Origin of the sequence: Mongoliitalea daihaiensis (genome assembly GCF_021596945.1) — a bacterium.
GTDB classification, from domain to species: domain Bacteria; phylum Bacteroidota; class Bacteroidia; order Cytophagales; family Cyclobacteriaceae; genus Mongoliitalea; species Mongoliitalea daihaiensis.
This window is the reverse complement of the sequence record NZ_CP063779.1, coordinates 2879619-2901330: the sequence shown is the minus strand read 5'-3', so window position 1 is coordinate 2901330 and position 21712 is coordinate 2879619. Positions and strand designations below refer to the sequence as shown.

The 21712-nt window shown below is 40.3% G+C and carries 18 protein-coding genes and 1 pseudogene; 9 read left to right on the top strand and 10 right to left on the bottom strand.

Features of this window, described 5'->3' with window-relative positions; translation table 11 throughout:
* Positions 1-139: 139 nt before the first annotated feature.
* Positions 140-757 carry a porin family protein gene (locus IPZ59_RS12290; protein ID WP_236136343.1) on the bottom strand — a complete coding sequence of 206 codons (618 nt, stop codon included), beginning with the start codon at positions 755-757 and terminating at the stop codon, positions 140-142.
* Positions 758-961: 204 nt separating this feature from the next.
* Between IPZ59_RS12290 and IPZ59_RS12285 the strand changes: the two genes are divergently transcribed.
* The 5 genes from IPZ59_RS12285 to IPZ59_RS12265 all read left to right on the top strand — a co-directional run bounded on the left by IPZ59_RS12285 (position 962) and on the right by IPZ59_RS12265 (position 5610).
* Complete coding sequence (locus IPZ59_RS12285) at positions 962-1543, top strand: TlpA family protein disulfide reductase (protein WP_236136342.1); 582 nt, start codon at positions 962-964, stop codon at positions 1541-1543.
* 105 nt (positions 1544-1648) lie between these two features.
* Positions 1649-2245 carry a TlpA family protein disulfide reductase gene (locus IPZ59_RS12280; protein ID WP_236136341.1) on the top strand — a complete coding sequence of 199 codons (597 nt, stop codon included), beginning with the start codon at positions 1649-1651 and terminating at the stop codon, positions 2243-2245.
* A gap of 251 nt (positions 2246-2496) precedes the next feature.
* On the top strand, positions 2497-3864 hold the full coding sequence (locus IPZ59_RS12275; RefSeq protein WP_236136340.1) for a flavin monoamine oxidase family protein: 1368 nt from the start codon (positions 2497-2499) through the stop codon (positions 3862-3864).
* Positions 3865-3915: 51 nt separating this feature from the next.
* The gene (locus IPZ59_RS12270; protein ID WP_236136339.1) at positions 3916-5076 is read left to right on the top strand and encodes a nitrilase-related carbon-nitrogen hydrolase; all 1161 of its coding nucleotides are present in this window, start codon (positions 3916-3918) and stop codon (positions 5074-5076) included.
* Between the two features lie 150 nt (positions 5077-5226).
* The gene (locus tag IPZ59_RS12265) at positions 5227-5610 is read left to right on the top strand and encodes a GxxExxY protein (RefSeq protein ID WP_236136338.1); all 384 of its coding nucleotides are present in this window, start codon (positions 5227-5229) and stop codon (positions 5608-5610) included.
* A gap of 138 nt (positions 5611-5748) precedes the next feature.
* Here the strand turns inward: IPZ59_RS12265 and IPZ59_RS12260 are convergent, their stop codons facing one another.
* The 8 genes and pseudogenes from IPZ59_RS12260 to IPZ59_RS12215 all read right to left on the bottom strand — a co-directional run bounded on the left by IPZ59_RS12260 (position 5749) and on the right by IPZ59_RS12215 (position 16849).
* Positions 5749-8502, bottom strand: coding sequence for a M14 family zinc carboxypeptidase (locus IPZ59_RS12260; protein WP_236136337.1), 2754 nt, complete (start codon positions 8500-8502; stop codon positions 5749-5751).
* A gap of 204 nt (positions 8503-8706) precedes the next feature.
* On the bottom strand, positions 8707-9855 hold the full coding sequence (locus IPZ59_RS12255; RefSeq protein WP_236136336.1) for an aminotransferase class V-fold PLP-dependent enzyme: 1149 nt from the start codon (positions 9853-9855) through the stop codon (positions 8707-8709).
* 134 nt (positions 9856-9989) lie between these two features.
* Complete coding sequence (locus IPZ59_RS12250; RefSeq protein ID WP_236136335.1) at positions 9990-12242, bottom strand: TonB-dependent receptor domain-containing protein; 2253 nt, start codon at positions 12240-12242, stop codon at positions 9990-9992.
* Positions 12243-12361: 119 nt separating this feature from the next.
* A complete protein-coding gene (locus IPZ59_RS12245; protein WP_236136330.1) occupies positions 12362-12730 on the bottom strand; it encodes a hypothetical protein in 369 nt (122 codons plus the stop codon).
* Between the two features lie 76 nt (positions 12731-12806).
* On the bottom strand, positions 12807-12944 hold the full coding sequence (locus IPZ59_RS12240; protein WP_236136334.1) for a hypothetical protein: 138 nt from the start codon (positions 12942-12944) through the stop codon (positions 12807-12809).
* A 1-nt stretch (position 12945) separates the two neighbouring features.
* A pseudogene (locus IPZ59_RS20380) lies at positions 12946-14463 on the bottom strand (IS1634 family transposase).
* A 153-nt stretch (positions 14464-14616) separates the two neighbouring features.
* Positions 14617-14985: a hypothetical protein gene (locus IPZ59_RS12220; protein WP_236136330.1), complete on the bottom strand. Its 369-nt coding sequence runs from the start codon at positions 14983-14985 to the stop codon at positions 14617-14619.
* A 76-nt stretch (positions 14986-15061) separates the two neighbouring features.
* Positions 15062-16849: a hypothetical protein gene (locus tag IPZ59_RS12215; protein WP_236136329.1), complete on the bottom strand. Its 1788-nt coding sequence runs from the start codon at positions 16847-16849 to the stop codon at positions 15062-15064.
* 221 nt (positions 16850-17070) lie between these two features.
* Between IPZ59_RS12215 and IPZ59_RS12210 the strand changes: the two genes are divergently transcribed.
* A complete protein-coding gene (locus IPZ59_RS12210) occupies positions 17071-17289 on the top strand; it encodes a hypothetical protein (protein WP_236136328.1) in 219 nt (72 codons plus the stop codon).
* Positions 17290-17358: 69 nt separating this feature from the next.
* Here IPZ59_RS12210 and IPZ59_RS12205 read toward each other — a convergent pair whose 3' ends face one another.
* Positions 17359-17976, bottom strand: coding sequence for a hypothetical protein (locus tag IPZ59_RS12205; RefSeq protein WP_236136327.1), 618 nt, complete (start codon positions 17974-17976; stop codon positions 17359-17361).
* A 591-nt stretch (positions 17977-18567) separates the two neighbouring features.
* Between IPZ59_RS12205 and IPZ59_RS12195 the strand changes: the two genes are divergently transcribed.
* From IPZ59_RS12195 to IPZ59_RS12185, 3 genes are all read left to right on the top strand, one after another.
* A complete protein-coding gene (locus IPZ59_RS12195) occupies positions 18568-19065 on the top strand; it encodes a CHY zinc finger protein (protein WP_236136325.1) in 498 nt (165 codons plus the stop codon).
* 97 nt (positions 19066-19162) lie between these two features.
* Positions 19163-20143, top strand: coding sequence for a GTP 3',8-cyclase MoaA (gene moaA / locus IPZ59_RS12190; protein WP_236136324.1), 981 nt, complete (start codon positions 19163-19165; stop codon positions 20141-20143).
* 393 nt (positions 20144-20536) lie between these two features.
* Positions 20537-21712, top strand: coding sequence for a molybdopterin molybdotransferase MoeA (locus tag IPZ59_RS12185; RefSeq protein ID WP_236136323.1), 1176 nt, complete (start codon positions 20537-20539; stop codon positions 21710-21712).

Genomic DNA, 21712 nt, shown 5'->3' with positions numbered 1-21712 from the left:
GGAGGACTTAGGGTCTCTCAAAATATCCGTATTGAAATTACTCCTACAATTCAAGTAAGGTTCTGACTATCTGTAAAAAAAAGTCCCCTTTGAATTTTAATAGATCCAAAGGGGATGAAATAAGTTAAGTGAAATAGAATTACTTGGCTATTCTAAAAATCAAGCCTCCTGTAAATCCAAACTGAACAACAGAAGACCATCCACCAACACCAACCTGCGCTCCAGCTCCCGGACTCCACCACAAATTCGCCCCTACATTGGATATTGGCATCATCAAATTGGCTTGCAATCGAAGTCCGATATTATCAGAAACAAAATACTTCATTCCTCCATTGATCCCCACTGAAAATCTCGAAATATCACCAAAATCTCCATTTGGAAATGCTAGAATACCCGCACCGGCCTTCAAACCCGAAAACAAAGCCATTTGAGAACTAACTGGGAACAAACGATTCCCTCCAATCATGATATAATTTGCATTCGTTTGGGTATTGACATTGGATTGAATGGCCGTAGACCTGGCTGTACTTGTACCACCTTGCCAACTGTATAACACCTCTATTTCAGTAAAATCATTCAACTGAAAACCGAGCATCCCTCCCCAAGCCTGCCCACCACCAAGTGTGGCTCTGCCACCAACGATTGGTAAACTGTGATTAAACGTGTAACCAGTAAATGGGGTGATTTCTAGATTTTGTGACTTACTTTCTACCAATAGGAAAAAAAGTATCCCGAATAGTAATAGTTGTTTTTTCATAACACCAATGAGTTAAAATAAGATATTGAATTATAAATCAATTTAAAATCTTGTTTCAATAAAACAGTCTTTTAAAGAAGATTATTAAACAAAGCTAAGAAGAATGTCTTTTCAAAAAAACAAAAAATTCATTGACTTAAACACAATTACTAAAAATTAAAAAATCCACCCAGTTTTTTATATTTTTGTCAAAAGTAAACGGCCATGCTACACTGGAAAAAACTGTTGATTTTTGCAATCGTATTGCTTGCATTGGTTCCCATCATATCCATTATTGGACTAAAAAAACCAATTAAGAAAAGCCTCAACACCATTCTGTTGAATACCGGATTGAAAAAACCAAAAGCTATTTTGATCAGTGAGGAAACTGAACAGTTTTCCTATGAAGGGAATTTCGTGAATCAGCTGGGTGAAACTGTAGCTCTTGAAGATTATAAAGGAAAAACTCTTTTTGTTAACGTATGGGCCACTTGGTGCCCTTATTGCAGGGAAGAGTTACCAGCTATCAATACGCTTCATCAAAAATTCGGAGATAACAATGAACTTGCATTCTTGACTATTTCAGTAGATAAAAAGTTTGAGAAAACTCTTCAATACATGCAAGAAAAATCCTATAGTTTCCCCGTGGTACATGCGGTTGATGGGCTGAACGTATCGATTGACGGATCCACACTTCCCACTACACTCGTAATCAATCCAAAGGGACAAATTGTGTTTTTTCAAAAAGGCAAGTATGATTTTGGAACAGAAGAATTCGAAAAAATCCTACTCACTGCCTCCAACTAAAACCATATTCTAATACCTTCTTATTCAACTTCCCTGAAGCGATCGTGAGTTTTATCACAAGATGAAATTCACTTATTTCCATAATTTGCATCAAAATTAACACGTATGATTGATTGGAAGAAAGAATTGAAGAGTTGGGGAATTATGGCTGCCATTTTTGGTTTCCTATATTTTACTGGATTGCTTACCCCGATCATGGGCGGAGTTCAGTCATTGCTCTTAGCTACAGGTATAAAAAAACCAAAAGTCACCTTAGTCAATAAAGAAAAGGAACCATTTTCTTATGCTGGAGTATTTACTGATGCTTCTGGACAGATTGTACGATTAGAGGATTACGAAGGGAAAGCAGTTTTTATCAACCTTTGGGCTACTTGGTGCCCTCCTTGCAGAGCTGAAATGCCTCATATTCAAAGTCTATTTGAAAAAGTAAGCAAAGAAGAAAACTTGGAATTCTTGATGATTGCATTGGATAAGGAGTTTGATAAAAGCTTGAAATACATTGACGATAAATCGTTCACCTTCCCGGTCGTACATGCCAGTCACGGTTTAAATTCTGCATTACAAAGCCAGTCTATACCTACTACATTGGTCATCAGTCCCAGAGGAGAAATCGTCTTTTACCAAGAAGGTATGAGCAACTTTGATACAAAGGAATTTAAAGATTTCTTGATTGCAATTGCTAGGGAAAACATAGAAGATTAACAAGAGATGGTAAGATTGTCTCACCTCCATTGTTAATTTGCTTGTTTTGATGATACTCCACAGTATTCAACCTATTTCATGAGGGGACAAGGATACCGTGGACAGTTGACTGTCAGCAGTGGCCCCATGTCACTAATCACTCAATCAACTACTTACTTCATCAACTTTTCACTGAATTACTACCCTTATCCCACTTGCTTTCCAGTATTTTTTTCCTGAATTTGTCAGGACATAAACCCATTTGAACTTCAATGCTAGACGTACTTATCATCGGCGCAGGATTCTCTGGAATAGCTGCGGGTAAAAAACTTTTTGAAGTAGGAAAAACGTTTCGAATTTTAGAAGCCCGGGATAGAATCGGAGGAAGAGTCTACACCAAACGCTGGGAAGATGGCTTTTACCTGGATCTGGGTGGTCAATGGATAGGCCCTACGCAAGATCGGATGTATGAATTGTGCCGAGAGTATGGAGTCGACTACTTCGAAACTTACGATGAGGGAAAAAACTTACTAGACCTAAACAAGAAAATCCGCAGTTACGCAGGCCTAATCCCCAAAATGGATATCATCTCATTAGTCAATTTGGATTGGTTGATGAAAAAGATGGAAAAAATGGCTGCCTCCATAGATCCCTCTAGTCCTTGGACCCATCCAGAAGCAAAAGAATATGACAGCATTAGTTTGGAAGCCTTTATTCATCAAAATTGCAAAACACAAGCCTGTAAAAAGGTGATTCGCTTAGCTTGCGAAACGGTTTTTGCTGCGGAAATGAACGAAGTCTCCTTGCTCCATGCCCTGTTTTATATTCGCTCAGGAACTGATTTAAATACCCTCATCAGTATCCAAAACGGTGCACAGCTGCATCGCATCCAAGGTGGTATGGGAACCATAGCTGAGCGAATGGCCAAAGCATTTGAGGATTCAATCTTATTTTCTCATGCAGTGCATAAAATTGAACAAACAGATTCCTTTGTCACTGTATTTACAGAAAAAAGCTCATTTCAGGCTAAAAAACTAATTTTAGCAATCCCACCACCACTCGCTGCAAAAATTGATTTCAGTCCCATGCTTCCTGCTAATAAAAGACAAGTCCTAGACCGAATTGCCATGGGGCAAGTGGGCAAATGCTTTATGGTGTATAAGAAACCATTTTGGAGAGACAAAGGATTCAGCGGACAAGTCCTAGCCGACGAACACTCACCCTTTCAAACACTTTTCGATGCTTCTCCCAAGGATGGTTCGATTGGTATAATACTAGGCTTTACTATCGCCGAGCGCTGTCGGGCATACTTTGAACATTCGAAAGAGAACCGACAGAAAGCGATGGAAAAACAACTGGTATCCTACTTCGGACCCGAAGCATCCACCCCCATTCGCTACGAAGATTTCACTATGACAGATGAAGCTTGGTCCAGAGGCTGTTATGCAGGTTTATATCCAACAGGCGCATGGACAGGTTTCCAAGACGCTTATAGACAAACGACCGGAAATATTCATTGGGCGGGCACAGAAGCAGCTACGCGATGGTTTGGATATATTGAGGGAGCTGTATTGGCAGGGGAAAAAGCGGCTAATGACATTGTTTTGTCTCTCGTTGATACAGGGGATTGGGCGGATTGAGCGCGGATATTTTTTGGTTGGTTTTGGATGATTGAAAACAGATAAATACGCATGAAAAAGATTTGGATTGGTTTGGTGATGTTAATTTTGGGATGGATGATTTGGGCGAATGTGGGGCATTCGGTTGAGGCAGTTTCTATGGAGTCTCATATCAGTTTGGTGTCGAGTATTAATCCAAATGACGCAGATAGTTCTGCTGGCAACATTGTGGGGATTCAGCCTTATATGCTGACTTCAGATTATTTGAGCGAGGATTTGTTTTTGGAAAAGATGGACGCCTATTTTCAAGAAGCTCATCGGGCTGGATTTTTTGGAGATAAAACGATCGTATTACTTCCTGAATACCTTGGAACATGGTTGGTAATTGCCAATGAAAAAGTAGCAGTCAGCAAAGCTTCAACCTTGACCGGAGCGATGGCTATGCTGTTATTAAGTAAGCCTGTGACTTTTTTAAAAAACTACTCCTTGTCATCATCGGATGAAGATAGAATTGCCTCCACCCTATTCCGTATGAAAAGTGAGGAAATGGCACGCATTTACAACGCAACCTTTCAGCAGCTTTCCAAAACGTATGGCATTCATATCGTAGCAGGTTCCATCAATCTCCCAGGAGTTGAGGTGCTTGATGGACAACTAACTGTCAACCCAGAAGAACCAATCCATAACACATCATTTATCTTCACCCCAACTGGAGAGATTTTTCCCCATTCAGTCAAAAAAGCATTTCCCATTGATTCTGAGAAACCATTTATAACGGCCACCAATCCTGCCAATATCCCCACCATAAACTTACCCATCGGTAAAATCGGAGTACTTGTGTGCGCCGATTCCTGGTACCCTGGATCCTATCAAGCTGTACAGGAAGCAGACATTATCTTGGTCAATTCCTATTGTGCCGGCAATGGGGCTATGAACATTCCTTGGGCCGGATACAACGGCGCTCCTGCCCCTTCAGATGTAGCCCTTTCAGACATCGGAACCCTCACCGAACAGGAAGCTTGGAAAAAATACGCCCTCCCTGGCCGTATCTCCTCCACCCAAGCCCGCCATGGAGCAAACATTTTCCTTCGCGGCCAACTCTGGGACCTCGGCACTGACGGGCAGCCTTTCTTTATCCTCCATGGAGAATTGCAAGAGACCAAAGAGGCAGAGAGAGGGGGTATATGGAATCTATGGCTCGCTGAAAGCACGGAATTCGCAGAAAAATTTTGAAAAAGAATTTATTTGAAAGTCTTTGGCAAGTTTGGTTGATTCTTGAATTAAAAAGATTGTGAATTTCTTGGATAGACAAACCCTAAAATAAACGTTTATTGAAGTACTTAAATTGCTAATTCATTCCTAGTTCATGGTTATTTTTAAGCTATGGAATTACATGAACTTACATATGAAATAAAGGGCTCCATTTACGAAGTTTTTAAAGAGCTTGGCGCAGGGCTATATGAGTCGATTTACGAAAAAGCTTTAATCATTGAATTAAAAAGCAGAGGTTTGCAAGTTGAATCTCAAGTACAACTTCCCGTATTTTATAAGGGAGATAAACTTGATTTGGGCTATAGACTTGATTTACTAGTAAATGACCAAGTGATTATAGAAATAAAGTCTATTGAAGAGTTACATGATGTTCATAAAAAGCAACTGCTTACTTATTTGAAGCTTTCAAATAAAACCGTTGGCTACTTAGTAAACTTTAACGCAAAAAAACTAGTAGACAGAGAATCCTTAATAAGAATAGTGAATGGCTATTAAAAAAAAGAAGGAGCTCTTACACCCCTTCTTTTTCCTTATTCTTATTGTTGATTAAAATCACTATTACAAAAACTACTTTATAACTGAATTTTTTTCTTCATTTATTTTCTGCGTCTTCCGCGCCTTCTGCGAGAGCTTTTACCTGTAATTCCAGTGCATCATCGCATTCCATACCATCGGGGCTTGGTGCAAGTTGAGGTATCGATGGAGGGGATCGAAGGTGAAGGCTACTATGGAACCTTTGCCGAGAGGAACATGGAAGATGGCACCGTGACCAATGATTTCCTGTTCGTTGCGAACCATCCCGGAGACAACATATGAAGGGTTCTTGGTCGCAGTCTTGTCTTCTTTTGCTACTTTTTCTACAGATGGCATACCTAAAATCGGACCTTCGTAGGGAACCTCATCTTTCAACTGACCATAGCCATACTGAGCGACCATGTACTGACGGTTGTATTTATCGGTTTGTAACAGCGGACCGTTTCCTCTGAATAAATCGAAATCCTCTGGAAACCCATACAAGATTGGATGGATGGAATTTCTAGCCTTCCCTCGGACAATTGACCCCGGGTGAAATAAACTAGGCGTACTTACGGGAGACAATTCTGGAATTAATCCAGCTTCTGCCATGATCGCTGAACTGTTTTCCAAGGTTACCAGCATGCCTCCCTCTTCTACAAACTTTCTCAAATGCTCCATCCCAACAAAACCAGGCCCACCTGTCATATCCGAAGTACTGGAAGGAAATCCATGAGAGGGAAAGTCTGTAGTTTTGGTATAAGGCATGGGACCGAATTTACTATCGACTCCATGGATAAAGTTTTTCGCATTCCCACGTACTCTTGGCACTAAAATCACATCGTATTTGGCACGTAAATTACCAGCTTTCAAATCCTCTTTATCGATACTGCTGTATGGAATTTTTTTGGTATCAAATGTATAGCGTGACCAGCCTTCATCTTGCGTATTAAACCACGTATGGTAGATGGCAATGCGTGGCAATTGAATCGTTCGTAAGGCAGCACTCATGATCGTAAGTGGTTCAGGAACCAAGTCCAACCCAAACTCCTGAGCAACTTGCTTGGCTATTGAGGGACTGATTTTACGGATCAGAACTGTCCCTGCTGGATACAATTCACCTTTGATATCTGTACTATTGGGCAAAACAAAAAACTCCGAATTCCTAGCACTTGCCTTGATGGCATATAAAGCTGGCAACACATTCGCCTGCGCATGATAAGGAATTAGATAACTGTTAGCATCACCAGAAACTGTACCCTCGTAGCGTACACCATCCTCTACTCTTTTCAATTCAGCAGGATTCATTTTCAATTCCTCATGCGCTTCTACCTCCACCCCATACAAATTGGGTAAAGTCCAAGCAATCGCATCATAAGGTGGAAATTTCGCATCTTTCGGATAGGCAGTTGGGGTCATCAGTGAAACCAACAAGTTCCGGTACGGCTGTTCCGTCAAGGCAATGTAATGAGTGTCATTTTCATGCATCTCAATACCTTGCGCAATTAGCTGACCTGCCAAATAAGCCGCCATGCTAGGATCCCGCTGAGCTTTGGCAATGGAATAAGCTTTTGGGCCTTCTGTTTTTCCTTTTTGAAGACTGTTGTAGCCTTTCTTATAGAAGTTTTCCAACAGCAGTTTGCCATTATTCGCCGCATAGGACAAGGAAGCAATCACCCCAACTTGGGTGTAATTGATATTATTTCGGAAAGACCAAAATACCTGAGGAGTCGCTGGGTCAGGTCTGTACCATTCTTTGGAAGTCGCTAAATCTCCTGCATATCTGGACGTGGACAAATCCCTCAAATAGGTGTCTGCACCTGCATTGCCATAGGTTTCATAAAAGCGCCCATTGGAATTGTGATTATTGGCTACCCAAATCCCGTAACCCGGCCACCATCCATCGTAAAAGGCCCAAGTAAAGGCACCCGGCATTCCTTGGGAAGCTACTGCTGCCACATCATGATTGCCCATGACCTGCCATTCACTTTGGGTTATAGGGTCTACATAGTCATTGTAAGGACCTGTTCCTGTGGAAATATACAACAATGGAACAGACTCATGCAAATCCAACATTACCGTCGGATGAAACTCAAAAAATCCTTTGAATATACTTTTGGTGATGGCTTGAGAGATTTGTAAGCCATCTCGGTTGTTGTCGTGAAATACATATTTACCCCAATAAGGCGTAGAGCGTGGAAATCCATCATCAAACTTTTCCCGACCTTTGGTATATCTGTAATACCAATCCACCTGCTTATCCCAACCGTCGGGCTCCATAATCGGGTTGATTACGGTAATGACATTTTCCCGAATCTGGCGGATTTCATCTTCCGAAGAAGTCACCAAGCGATAGGCCAGTTCCATCATCATTTCTGGGGAACCCATTTCCGTCGCATGCATTCCTCCAGATACATAATAGATGGGTTTGCTGTCTTGAATGATAGCGCGAGCTTGTTCAGGACTGGTTATTCGAGCATCAGCCAATCGGGCTGTTTGTGTTTTGTAATGCTCCAATCGTTCTATACTTTTCTCATCTGCAATGATGACCAAGTAAAACGATCTCCCCTCCTCGGATTTACCCATTTCCTGCATATGAATCATGGGAGAGGTTTCTGCCAATTTTTTGTAATAGCCAAAAATCTCCTCTGTCCGGTGCACATGACCTTCTGCTCCGATGATATGTCCAAAATGTTTCAATGGAGAAGGAATCGTAGGATGGTCCACCACATTCAATAGCTTCTCGGGCAGAAATCGGGCATCGGTTGTGAAATCTTTGATGAGTTGATTATATCGTTCGTCTAGCTGCTGCTGGGCAAAAAGCGACGTATAGAGACAAAAAATAAATGCAAGGGAAAGTATTTTTCGTAGCATAAGAACAGGTATTGTTGATGATTGCAGGAATGTACCAAAAAAAATCATGGAGCAAAAATAAAATTCCTCGAAAGGTCTCTCGCTGATCAAATAGATTTTGCAGATATCTCACAGATAAAGGAGGTCAAACAGATTTAAGACAGATCTAAAAATTGAAATAATTATCTGCGGCAAATCTGTTAAATCAGCAAGATCTACGAGAGACTATAATGATTTACTAAGTACGTCGATGAATGCTTGGATATCCTCTTGGGTATTGAAAAGGTGTAGGGAAACACGAATCCCTTCTCCCCTAACTGAAACATAGACTTGTGCCTCTTCCAAGGCTTTCAAAAGATCCGTGCGCTCAATCCCACTTGGTAAGCCAATAGAAAACAGATGCTTGGCACGATAATCCTCTTCCTCTACCCAAAAGCCATTAGCTTTACAGAAGGCAATCAAGGGTTTGGCTAACTCATCCACATAAGCCGTGATCATTTCAGGAGTCCATTCCAACAATTGGATCAGTGCTGCTTCCAACATGGGCATCAGGTTAAAACTACTGAATTCCCCCATATTGAAACGTCCCGCACCTTCAGAGTACTCAGAAGTGTAATTGGTTAAAGCAGCAAAGTTTTCTGCATTGGCACGGTTCATCCATGATTCTTCCAAGGGTTTTCCGTGATTATATTTTTTAGAATAGTAAGCCAAGCCACTTGCATAAGGCCCCATCATCCATTTGTACCCTGCACAGACCAAGGCATCAATCCTGCATGTATTTACATCTATGGGCATGGCACCCACCGATTGTGTTCCATCGACTATGAAGTGACAATTATGTTTTTGACAAGCCTCTCCTATTGTTTCCAAATCAAAAATAGTCCCATCCGCCCAGTGAATGGTTGAAATCACAATCGCCGTGCAGGAATCATCAATAGCTGCTAAAATTTGTTGATTCCAAAGCGCACCTCTTTCACTGTGAACCTCAGGAGCAGGAACCACTGCTATGCTTTGCCCATGTTCCAAACACCAGCGCTCCGCAGTATAATAGCCACTTGGAAACTCATCCGAAACAACCAAAACCTTGCTTCCCTGATTGGTAGGGAGGTTTTTAATAGCAGTCATCAAACCATAACTCGCCGAAGGAATAATAGCAATTTGTTGAGTTGAAGCTTGAACCAACTGAGCAAATAGCCCTTTTACGCGAGCAGCAGTTGTAAAAAAATCGACCGGTTTGATTTGCGTAGGATTGCGTTTTTTTATCAAGGCCTGATATCCCGCCTCTTCAACCGAACGGAGTAAAGGAGACATGTAGGCGGCATTGAGGTAATGAATAGCTTCCGGTAATTGAAAGAGCTGCTTGTAGTGGTTCATGAGCATGGGGAAATAAATCAGGCTTTTATATTCCAAACATATAAACTACCGAGCGATTTTAGATAAAAAAAATAAAAAAGCTATTTGATGCATTCTGTAAACTAGTACTCAAATAGCTTTTTTTCATCTAATCCTTAAGGAAACTTCATACTCACCATCACAAAGAAATTCCTTCCCGGAGCAAACAAGGGTCTCCTGTCGGATCCAATAGGACGGTTTAAATGTTCGTAATAAGCTAGATTGAGTAAATTTTGAGCACCAACTTTCAATGCTAATTGAGACGTAATTGCGTACGATGCATCCACATCTACTAACGTAAACCCAGGAGTAGTCATTTCACCAAAGAGTGCTGAAACTCTGTTTTGTGCGGTCACATGCCGTAATCGGAGCGCTGTATGCAGCTTACTATCCAAATGATTTCCAATCAAAGCATATCGAATGTCCAACGGTGCAATTTCTGGTAGTGCTTCTGAGAGGCTAAGATTTTGACCATAAGTATAAGCAAAAGCAAACTGCTGTTGCAAGCCCCAACCCAGATATTGACTCAGGTTAAGTTCTACTCCTGTTTTCAATGCTCTATCGATGTTGATAAATTGCCTAACTCCAGGAGCAGAGGCTATTCTCGGAGTCAATTCCGTTCGCTCTGCTGTGATATAATCGGTTAAGTAGGCAGCAAAGGCATTGAACTCCACCTGAATTTTTTCTTTCTTGTAGCCTACTACAAAATCTAACTGATTGTTGGTTTCAGGTTTGAGTGCTGCATTCCCAACCAGCTCAAAAGGGTCCATGCCCACTGGAAAGTAATTGATAAATCGCTCGGTCAAACTACCGCTTCGTTGCACCCTAGCCAACCATACACTCATGTTAAGCTCATCTGTCAAGTCTTTCTTGAGCCCCAAAGAAATACCTGGGTTCAATTGAGTCACTTGGCTAGCCCTATTTGCCTGCTCGAATTCAGGCAGAATATCCTTCCCTACGGCGTGATTAACATCCAAACGCCCACTTACAGAAAACATGTACGCACCTAATGGCAAATTATAATTCACAAAAGTTCCTAATTTTTGGATTTGTGAATCCTGCCAAGCATTATCCAATACAACTCTTCCAGCCATGGGCCCCATCAAAAATTCCCGTTCCCGGATTCCTTGTGCAGACTCAGAGCGATAATCTGCCCCCGCATATATTCGGCCATTTCCCAATTTCCACAAACCTTCTGTACGCCCACCATAATTCTGAGTAAAGGCTGGTACTCTTGCATTGCTCATTCTAGGATTTAAATCTCTCAACAAGTTATCCATCAGGTGGTCAACTTTGGTTAGGTAAATTGAGGATGTCCATGATAATAAATTACGTTGCTGAAAAGTGCGTGTATGTCTCAACGAACCCATCCAAGTATCATCGGAACGTAAATCCATTGCTAAACTTGGGAAATCAACGTCTCTGGCAAAGTTTCTATTGACTGTCACTTGAACCAAATCCCTTCTACCCACTTTGAAATCCCCATACATTCCGACTGTTCCTCTTCTGAAATTAGCTGGTACAACATTGCCCTCACCATCTACATAATCAGTTCCTGCGGACCAAGAACCCATGATACCGATGTCATGATTCTCCCCTGACAAGCCTACTCTTCCCTCATGTCTCCAAATATTCCCGTTATGCTCGTACATACTTGAATACCGACCATACACTCCATTGGGGGAAGAAAAATTAGGATCCTCCTGTACAAAGTTGATCGTTCCGCCCAACCCAATGCCGTAGCGCAAGGCATGTGGCCCCTTGAGGATTTCTACTTGCTTGATCCGGTTTAAGGCAATTTGGGATGTTGGCGGGTCCATGCGATTGGGACAGGCCGCAATAGCAGACTGAAGACCATCAATGACAATATTTAATTGCTCATACTTAAATCCTCGCATGACGGGATCAAAAGCAAAAGCCCCACTTTTACGAATCCCGTTAACAACAGGGTTTTGATTTAAAATAGCTCCTGCATCGTGGTGTAAGCGCTCTTGATCCGATATCATGATCCGCTGATCTTTTTCATCCGTTTGTTTTAAAGAAATGACGGTGACCTGTTGCAAATGATAGGCCTGTTCCGTCCGTAAAACCCTTCCCTGCTGCAAAGCGGTTTGGAGTTCTGGGGCTTTTAAGCTCCATTTACCATATAAAACGTGACTGAAATGAATGGACTCTCCTTTTTGAAAGCGAAGGGTGATATTACCAAGTTCATCTGAAACACCGGATTGATCAGCATAGTGATAGGTCAATCCTATGATAGGGACTAAGGTTTGGCGATCGAGTAATTGGATCGTCTGGGCGAACGTTGTGTAAATGAAACTAAACGATAACAGCAGAGCCATTATCCATCGAATTGGTATTGAAAACATATTTTAAAATTTTAATAAATCCCAAGAAACTACCATTGCCTTTCAAGATTTATGTTCCTGAAGGGTAATAGAAAACGAGTGAAGCTAATCGCTTCATTAAATTTCAAGAAAGTGATTTATTAAATTTTTGGAGGATGAAAAAAATCAAGGCTAAGCTGTGAAATCAGTTGTTGAGTTGATGATTGTGTATATTGCCTACAGTTGGGAAAGCTGTCATTTTTGTCTAGCTCAAAAATATCTGGCAAAATGTAGAGGAAAATTTGGAACTCATAGATTATTGAACTCTCATTCTTTTCTTTTTCTTCAGACAATCTGTTTCCTAATACACAAAGCCCATCACATGCCAATTCAGGTTTGTTCTTGTTTTCACAAAGTGCTTCTGCAATTTTGGCTCTATTCAGATAAAACTCTGCTTGAATAATGGAGTAATTCATCCCCATCAAGAGAATCAAAACCGACGTAGCGATATGGAAGAGAGACTTAATCATTTGCAATATGATTGCAAAATAAAAGGAAAAATAAAAAGCCAATGCGACCAAAATCACATTAGCTTTTATATAAGTTTTAAACTATCACAGGAACTAATCCCTTCACCTCATCCTCTAAAGCTTGCAACTGTGCTTTGAAGCTGCTCATCACTTCTTCCGTATCCATACTCCATTGATTCGCCAATTCTCCTGTTTTGTGCGATGGGACACCCACGCTAAATTTTCATAATAACTGAGATAAGTTCTTGCTGTTCCTCGGTTGGTTTAAGCGGTATAGTTGTATAAGTTTTTGAATCTGGAAGGAAAACTTTTATCTGATACATGTTTTTTGTCAGCTCTATTGCTCTTGTTGCAGAAAAACCCGCTTTAGATATTTTTAACATTCTTTCTAGCTCCTTGAAAACTGCATAAGACACAAAACAGATACAGATGTGTGTTTCTATTCTTCTTGGTATACGGTGATAAATAGGTCTTATTCTGATATCAGTTTTACTTATTCGGAAAGCTTTCTCGATATGCCACAGGTTTCCATATGCTGCAATGACTTCAACTGGCTTCATAGACGTGTTTGTCAGATAGCCCTTCAAACCGTCCCATCTAGCATCCATTTCATATTTAGTGTAATCGATAGCTACTTTTATTTCTGATTCCAACTTGAGGTATTTGTTATACCCTCTGTTATTGATCTATTTTTATCTAGTTTCCCGTTTTTAACCTTTTTTTCAAGCTTTTAAGGCCCTTTTCCCGATTATGAGAATCCTTCTTCCTCCGTTTTTCTGAAAAGCTCACAATAAGCCTATAACCATCCTTTTTCACTTCCCTTGGTTTGTCTTCGGTAACCTCCAGTTGTTGGATTTTATTTTTGATTTCAGCACTTTCATTCTTGATTTTACCTCCTAGGACAAACTTGTACCCATTGCTGATGAGTGCATCGATATTGGTCGATGACAGTAAACCTGCATCAGCAATCACAATAGGTTTGTCAATAGAAAACTTCTTTTCAATATTCTTCAATACAGGAATAAGTGTATGCCCTTCATAAGTGCTTCCTTCAAAATATCATACCCCAAGGGGTAGCCATCAGGTCCTACTAGCAACCCTAATTTGATCTGGGGATGCTGATGCTTGCCGTCTTTTGAATAGCCTATTTTCCGTAAATCATCTTCATCTGGCACCTCGAAGTATAACGTAGTCATATCGTAAAAAATAAGGCCGATATTCCCCCCTAAAATATCCTTGAAGTGTTTAAATGTCAACGCTTCAATCCTATCTTTATAATTTCTATGGATCTTATCCATATACCGATAGATGGAATAAACGCTGATTTCCTTGTTCTTGAACCTGGCAAGATAATCGATGGTTTTCAGCTTGGATCCAGGATAAACAAGCCTAGACATGATCAGGTCTCTGAAAAGCTCATCTAATCCGATAGTGTGATACCCTATTGACTCATAAACCTTTCCAAGAATATTATCAGGACCAATAAGCTCTATTTCGCTATTACTTACATTGGAAAGCACAGATTTTAGGTTGGTATCCCTATCATTGGAAAACAGGGAAGCCTGACCCTTCATTTTCTCAATTTCAAGTAAGGCCTGCCTTTCAAGGAGAACAAGCTCTGATTCATCAAAAGAACTGCCTAATGACTTGACAACTTTATTGATTCTGCCTACTTTTTGGATAATCTGTACACTAAAGCTACCGCTAGAATTCCTTTTACGTCTCACAAACATAAACTAAAAATAATCCGAGACACCCAAAAACACAAAATCAATCGAAATAATCCATTAAATTTCAATGACTTAATTTTGAACTAAAGTGTGCCCGCACAAAACAGGAAAACGAGTGAAGCTAATCGCTTCATTAAATTTCAAGAAAGTGATTTATTAAATTTTTGGAGGATGAAAAAAATCAAGGCTAAGCTGTGAAATCAGTTGTTGAGTTGATGATTGTGTATATTGCCTACAGTTGGGAAAGCTGTCATTTTTGTCTAGCTCAAAAATATCTGGCAAAATGTAGAGGAAAATTTGGAACTCATAGATTATTGAACTCTCATTCTTTTCTTTTTCTTCAGACAATCTGTTTCCTAATACACAAAGCCCATCACATGCCAATTCAGGTTTGTTCTTGTTTTCACAAAGTGCTTCTGCAATTTTGGCTCTATTCAGATAAAACTCTGCTTGAATAATGGAGTAATTCATCCCCATCAAGAGAATCAAAACCGACGTAGCGATATGGAAGAGAGACTTAATCATTTGCAATATGATTGCAAAATAAAAGGAAAAATAAAAAGCCAATGCGACCAAAATCACATTAGCTTTTATATAAGTTTTAAACTATCACAGGAACTAATCCCTTCACCTCATCCTCTAAAGCTTGCAACTGTGCTTTGAAGCTGCTCATCACTTCTTCCGTATCCATACTCCATTGATTCGCCAATTCTTTGTAGTAATTCATTCCTTCGAGCAAATTCCCTTTAAACTTTTCCAAGTAGCTAGCGTATTTGGCTGTTTGTTCTGGCAAGGTCTTCTCCATTTCTTTTTGAAGGTGTTGCACATACAACTGCAATTCTTTGATAAATACATGGGGACGCTCAGGGTCTAAAGGCAATTGCAATTTTCCATAGATATGGCCTACCATTTCCTTCAAGCTATAAATTCCTTTAAAATAAGCCAAATTAGGACCTGGACAAATGGTCACTGCTTTTAAATTTCGTGCAGGTACTTCTCCCGCATGCAATATCGCCGGAGCACTTAAGCCTTCACACAGACAATCCTTTTCTAAAACTTCCGTCATTTCCTCTTGTGAAACTTCCCCTGCATTGAATTGCTTCAATTTTAAATGTTGGTATTCTCTGGAGGCTGTACAAATTGGTTTTTCTGAATACTCAGTACTGAATGCTAAAAACTTCTTGTAGCAAGGACTTCCTGCTCTATTTTTTTCGATTCTTGCTTTGCGCTGATCTTCCCCTGTGCTAGTTCTCAGGTTGTTGAAAGGTACTCCCAAGGGCGAGGCATGACTTAAGTAATAGTCTGACTTTTTAGCTTCCAAGATCCGCTGAAGTGTTTCATCATCCACACTGGTGGCTTCTGGCACCAAAAGAAATGGACTTCCCCAGCCGGTCCCATCCAAGGCATAATGGTTTAGTAAAAACTCATTTTCTTGTGCATTCCCAAGGCCCCCTTGATAGGTGATTTTGGGAAGAGTATCGTCTGTGATCAAAAAACGCCCTTTGCTTAAGAGTGCTTGATTACAGCTTTCTCTTAGCAAATCTGCTAAAGACTTCTTATTATTTTTAAATTCTTCCAAAATCGGTCCTGCCAAAATCCCATCCGTTGCAAAGGCATGGCCTCCACAATTTAAGCCAGACTCTATCCTAAACTCGTTGACCCAAATACCTTTTTTAGCTAAAAACCGGCCCTGAATCATTGCAGAACGATAGTCAGAAACTTTCAAAATCACTCCTTTGGCAATAGTACCTGCTTTATCAGGAAAAAAATCCTCAAACTCCTCCAAATAACTGTAAAGCGCTGGATTCAATCCGGCAGAAAACACTACATTTCCTCTGACCTTACTTTTGGCAAAACCTCGCAAAGCTGCCAAAGCATCCGAGTATTCCCGAGGAAGAACCTCTCCTGTCTTGGTCCGATTGATCTTATCCACCTTTGTCATAATGTTGACATCAATGTTTCCCGCTTGGATGAATGTTCGCAATTGCTCTTGTAAAGCGAATCGTTCCTCTCCATTTGCTTCCAACATTTGTCGGTAAATTACCGCATAAGTATGATTACTTGGCAGGAGTTCAAAAAAATTATGAATGCTTGTGGACGATTCAAAGTCCTCTACACGTAGCTGATTTACTTGCTGGTCCACTAAGTCATGCAAAAGGTCCAAATAAGCAGTTACACGTTTGGCTCTATGATCCTCCTCTCCTTCTAAAATCGGGATGTAAGGCACAGCATACTTTCGGGAATAAATTCTCCGCATTTCCTCAAGCAGATGATCATCAACAATGGAAACGACAGATGTAATTCCGAATTTGGCTACTTTCAGTGGAGAGTCTATGGTAAATCCCAATCCCATTACCGGGATATGAAACTGATGCAAAGCTTGATTCATGGCACTAATGATTGTATGAAATAAAAACACAGCTACAAAGAAGGGACTTAACCCTGAGATAAAAGATGATATTCATCAGGCTTTTGAAAAAGTTTGATTTTTTACACAAACGGACAGGAAACAATTCAGAATGTCCGAAATCGTGCATTCATATGACCCTAACCCCGATTTATTGTCATTAGAGGTAGTTTTCAACCACGGCATAAACTTTGAAAAGGTAAATGAAAAACACCGACAATGCTAACTTTCCTCTTGTGGTTGATCCTATGTATCCTTTGCTGGCCCTTGGCCTTGCTCGCATTGATTCTTTACCCGCTGGTTTGGCTACTTTTACTTCCCTTCCGATTGCTTGGATTTGCAGTAAATCTATCATTAAATTTTATTCAGAATTTGGTAATGTTGCCGTTTCGGTTTGTCAAGTAATTCTTTTACAAATCTAATCTGAAAGCATTTGTCATCAGAAGCTGTTCTTCTCAATTTATCCTCATAAATACAAATAGCTTTTACTTTCAATTCACAGCCATAAATATTTGCTGAAACAAGGCTTCCAATTCTTGCCTAACCACGCGGGCATCGAGTTGATTATTTTGTAAATGTCGGGACATTACTTCCATGGAAGCTAAAGGAATCACGCCATTGGTTTGATAAAGCGTATACCTAGTTATGGTACGGTGTTCGGGTTCAGGTATCATTCCAGGCGAACCTGCGAAGGGTGCCGCCATAGCCTCACGGTACTGAAGTTGAGACCCTAAGCCTGAGTTTCGAGAAGGTTTTCTACTGACTACCTGCATATCCAAAAAGTAACTTACACCCAAATTATCATACAAACGTTGAATATTTCTTTCCAAAGAAAAGTCGTTGATCTGAGCTGCTTTTAAATCAAAATCATGCTCATCAATATCCAAAATATCCTGAAATCCCCGCATCCGAACTCCCGTAATCATGGATTCCCTTACTGCTTTGAAATCAGCTTGAGATAAGTTTTGAGGAAAACTGAGCATGATGGATTCCTGTACTCTTAAGTCTATGAAGGGTTGCACATCCACCTTGTTGAGCGCTAATATCTGTCCCCTAGGACTGCAGGCAACTAAACTCAAGAAAAGTAAAAATCCACCGATGTATCGCATACAATTCATTTATTTGTCAACAAACTTACGTGAAAAGCCTTTAATTTTTAAATAATCCCAACAGCATTGGAAGTTTCTATCCAACGTTTAGGAGTCAAAACAAAACTATTTAGTCCTGCTTGTTTCCTAAACCCCTCGAATTCGACGGGATTAAAATTGGGCTTATAAATCTGTTCCCAAAATCCCAGCAATTCTATCGTCTTCCGATTTCTAATCCAATTTTTTACAATATCATCGGTCCTGCTAGCGTCTTTGTACTTTGCTATATCCTTCAGTGAAATAAACTCCTTCAAATCAACCTGATAAAGCGTAATTTTGGTGCCTTTACCATTTATTGATTTTTTCTTTTCATATCCTTTTCGACTAGTTCAAGAATTTCTTAAAAATACGTAACTGTAGGTAGTATATGAATATGCAAATTGAAATTAAACGTTTATTTTTTAAATCTTGGGAATAACGATTGACTAGAATAGATCCATGCGATCCAATCATACGCATCCTCTGTACCCCTCCTATTTTCTCGTATATGCAATGGATTTAGCGTAATACTCAATTTCTTCTAACTTTGTATCTATCAAAAAAACACCTTTCATGTACCGTACTTCTGATGTCGCCTTTCTTTTGTTTTTCTTACTAGGAGTGAACATCAAAAGCCATAGTCAAAATGAGGCTAAACCACTCTTCAATATCATAGAAATCGAAGGCATCACTGTTTTTGGCAAATCGATTGACAACCAAACCAGATGCGTGCATTGGCATTCTGCTTTAGATGTGATTGCCATTAAGTTTAAATGCTGCGATAAATATTATCCCTGCTTTTCTTGTCATGAAGAAGAAGCTGACCATCCACACCAAGTTTGGCCAAAAAATGAATTTGACCAAAAAGCCATTCTTTGTGGAGTAGGTGGACATGAGTTGACCATCCAAGAATACATGGACTCCAACAATACCTGTCCGAAATGTGATGCCAACTTTAATCCAGGGTGTAGCAATCACTATCATCTCTATTTTGATGTTCCAGAAAAAAGGAAAGAAGTAGCCTATTTTGGCATGAGAAGTTTAGGGAAAATTGATAAAAAATCCTTTTAAATTAACTTTTGAAGGATTCCATTCATGTAATTTCCCCCTAGCCCGGAACATTTCCTTTACATCTTCGCTTTTTCTTGTATTCTCAATAGCTTTCTACATGCTGCTAGATCAATTCAACAGAAAACATGACTACCTCCGAATATCCCTGACGGATAGCTGTAATTTCCGTTGTAGCTACTGCATGCCCGATGAGGACATTCAAAGCATGCCCAATGCCCATTTGATGCAGGTGCATGAAATTGAGTTGATCGCAAAGAAATTTGTGGAATTGGGTGTAAAAAAAATACGCCTCACCGGAGGAGAACCCCTCGTTCGTAAGGAATTCCCAAGTATTCTAGAAAAGCTTTCCTCTCTTCCCGTAGAACTCACCATAACCAGTAATGGTGTACTTATTGACCGCTATCTGGAGCAACTCAAAACAGCTGGGGTCAAAAAAGTAAATATCAGTTTAGACACACTTCGTGCAGATACTTTTTTTCAACTGACCAAGCGCGATCAATTCCAAAAAGTCTGGGATAATATACTCCTCCTCCTTACCCATAATTTTCGGGTCAAAGTGAATGTGGTTGCTTTGAATGGCATTATTGAAAGAGAACTCGTCAACTTTGTTCAATTGACTGAACAATATCCACTCCATGTACGCTTTATCGAATTTATGCCCTTCACAGGTAATTATTGGAACAAAGAAAAAGTACTGACGGCTGCCAAAATGCTGGATATGGTCAAAGAACGCTATGAAGTAACCAAACTCCAAGATGCTCCCAACGATACAGCGAAAGCTTACCAAGTTCCTGAGTTTTTAGGAACCTTTGCTTTCATTACGACGATGAGCGAACACTTTTGTGGTACATGCAATAGGATGCGTATTACTGCTGATGGAAAAATGAAAAATTGCCTCTTTGGCAAAGAGGAAATGGATATTCTTGGCGCACTCCGAGCAGGAAAAGATATTGAGCCTTTGATTCGCCAATCTATTTGGAACAAACATGCTGCCCTGGGAGGTCAGTTTACTCCAGATTATACCACAGCAGAAGCAGAGAAGATTGAGAATAGGAGTATGATTAAAATAGGGGGATAGGGGATATTGGGATATTAGGATATTAGGATATTGGGATATTGGGATATTGGGATATTGGGATATTGGGATATTGGGATATTGGGGGATGGAGAGATTTTTGGTGGTAGAGGGAGGAAATAAATGGAAATAGTTTTGGGGATATTGGTGATATTGGATATTGAGATATTGGGGGATGGAGAGATTTTTGGTGGTAGAGGGAGGAAATAAATGGAAATAGTTTTGGGGATATTGGGATATTAGGATATTGGGGGATGGAGAGACTCTTGGTGGTAGAGAGAGGAAATAAATTAATACAAAGTTGAAATAGTGGCTATTAGATAACTTGGCGTTCGTTGCGGAGAACTTTGCGATCGTGGCGAGCACTTAAAACATACACTACCCGAAAAAACAAAAATGATTTCCGTAAAGCAGGCGAAAGAAATTCTTCAACATCAAATCCCTTCCAAAAGAGTGGGTAAAGTTTCATTGAGAGATGCCGCGGGCTTGGTCTGTGGAGAGGATATCTTTTCTCCAATAGATGTCCCAACCTTTGATAATTCTGCCATGGATGGCTATGCCATTGCTTGGGAGCAAGGCATTCAATCATGGGAATTGGAAGGGGAAATAGCTGCTGGTGCAAAAGAAGCAAGCCCATTCGTAGAAGGAAAAGCAGTTCGCATTTTTACAGGTGCACCCATACCCGAGGGTGCAGATACCGTCATTCAGCAGGAATGGGTAACTATTTCTGGAAACACCATTTCACTACACAATCAAGTCCCCGAGAAAGGCATGCATGTTCGAAAAAAAGGTGCTCAAACGCGCATTGGAGATTGTATCCTACCCAAAGGAACTTTCATTACACCCGGTGGAATTGGCTTGCTTGCATCGGTAGGAATGACACAGATTTCGGTTTTTCTTCCTCCACGTGTAACGGTAATCATCACTGGAAGTGAAATCAAAGAAGTGGGAGAAACCCTGGAACATGGTCAAATTTACAATGCCAATGGACCAGTTTTGGAAACTTACTTGAGGCAGGAAGGAATTCAGGAAATGAACTTTATCAGCGTAGAGGATCATGCAGTATCAGTTCAAGAGGCAATCCAAACAGCGCTATCAAACACTGACTTAGTACTTTTATCCGGCGGCATTTCTGTAGGTGACTATGATTTTGTCAAAGAAGGATTGGAAAAAGAGGGTGTGCTGGAGTTGTTTTATAAAATCAAACAAAAGCCTGGGAAACCAATCTTTGCAGGCATCAAAGGGCAGCAGTTAATCTTTGCACTACCTGGCAATCCTGCATCAGTCATTACTTGCTTCAATCAATACGTTAAACCAGCTATTCATCAATGGATGGGTAAAAAGGCTGATTGGGAAAGTAAAACTTTTCTTCCTTTAGCAAGTCCTGTCAAGAAAAGTCCTAACCTAACTTTTTTCCTAAAAGTAAAGATAGCAGACAATCAGGTACAGATTTTACCCGGTCAGGAGTCCTTCAATCTTATCGCATTTGCACAGGCTGATGGATTTACAGAAATCCCTGAAGGGGTGGATTTTCTCGATGCAGGTGAACAAGTAGCTATCTATCTTTGGTAA

Bases quoted from the DNA above. Each gene is read 5' to 3' on its own strand.
- IPZ59_RS12290 (WP_236136343.1), bottom strand. From the start codon at position 757: ATGAAAAAACAACTATTACTATTCGGGATACTTTTTTTCCTATTGGTA.
- IPZ59_RS12285 (WP_236136342.1), top strand. From the start codon at position 962: ATGCTACACTGGAAAAAACTGTTGATTTTTGCAATCGTATTGCTTGCA.
- IPZ59_RS12280 (WP_236136341.1), top strand. From the start codon at position 1,649: ATGATTGATTGGAAGAAAGAATTGAAGAGTTGGGGAATTATGGCTGCC.
- IPZ59_RS12275 (WP_236136340.1), top strand. From the start codon at position 2,497: ATGCTAGACGTACTTATCATCGGCGCAGGATTCTCTGGAATAGCTGCG.
- IPZ59_RS12270 (WP_236136339.1), top strand. From the start codon at position 3,916: ATGAAAAAGATTTGGATTGGTTTGGTGATGTTAATTTTGGGATGGATG.
- IPZ59_RS12265 (WP_236136338.1), top strand. From the start codon at position 5,227: ATGGAATTACATGAACTTACATATGAAATAAAGGGCTCCATTTACGAA.
- IPZ59_RS12260 (WP_236136337.1), bottom strand. From the start codon at position 8,502: ATGCTACGAAAAATACTTTCCCTTGCATTTATTTTTTGTCTCTATACG.
- IPZ59_RS12255 (WP_236136336.1), bottom strand. From the start codon at position 9,855: ATGAACCACTACAAGCAGCTCTTTCAATTACCGGAAGCTATTCATTAC.
- IPZ59_RS12250 (WP_236136335.1), bottom strand. From the start codon at position 12,242: ATGTTTTCAATACCAATTCGATGGATAATGGCTCTGCTGTTATCGTTT.
- IPZ59_RS12245 (WP_236136330.1), bottom strand. From the start codon at position 12,730: ATGATTAAGTCTCTCTTCCATATCGCTACGTCGGTTTTGATTCTCTTG.
- IPZ59_RS12220 (WP_236136330.1), bottom strand. From the start codon at position 14,985: ATGATTAAGTCTCTCTTCCATATCGCTACGTCGGTTTTGATTCTCTTG.
- IPZ59_RS12215 (WP_236136329.1), bottom strand. From the start codon at position 16,849: ATGAATCAAGCTTTGCATCAGTTTCATATCCCGGTAATGGGATTGGGA.
- IPZ59_RS12210 (WP_236136328.1), top strand. From the start codon at position 17,071: ATGAAAAACACCGACAATGCTAACTTTCCTCTTGTGGTTGATCCTATG.
- IPZ59_RS12205 (WP_236136327.1), bottom strand. From the start codon at position 17,976: ATGCGATACATCGGTGGATTTTTACTTTTCTTGAGTTTAGTTGCCTGC.
- IPZ59_RS12195 (WP_236136325.1), top strand. From the start codon at position 18,568: ATGTACCGTACTTCTGATGTCGCCTTTCTTTTGTTTTTCTTACTAGGA.
- moaA (WP_236136324.1), top strand. From the start codon at position 19,163: ATGCTGCTAGATCAATTCAACAGAAAACATGACTACCTCCGAATATCC.
- IPZ59_RS12185 (WP_236136323.1), top strand. From the start codon at position 20,537: ATGATTTCCGTAAAGCAGGCGAAAGAAATTCTTCAACATCAAATCCCT.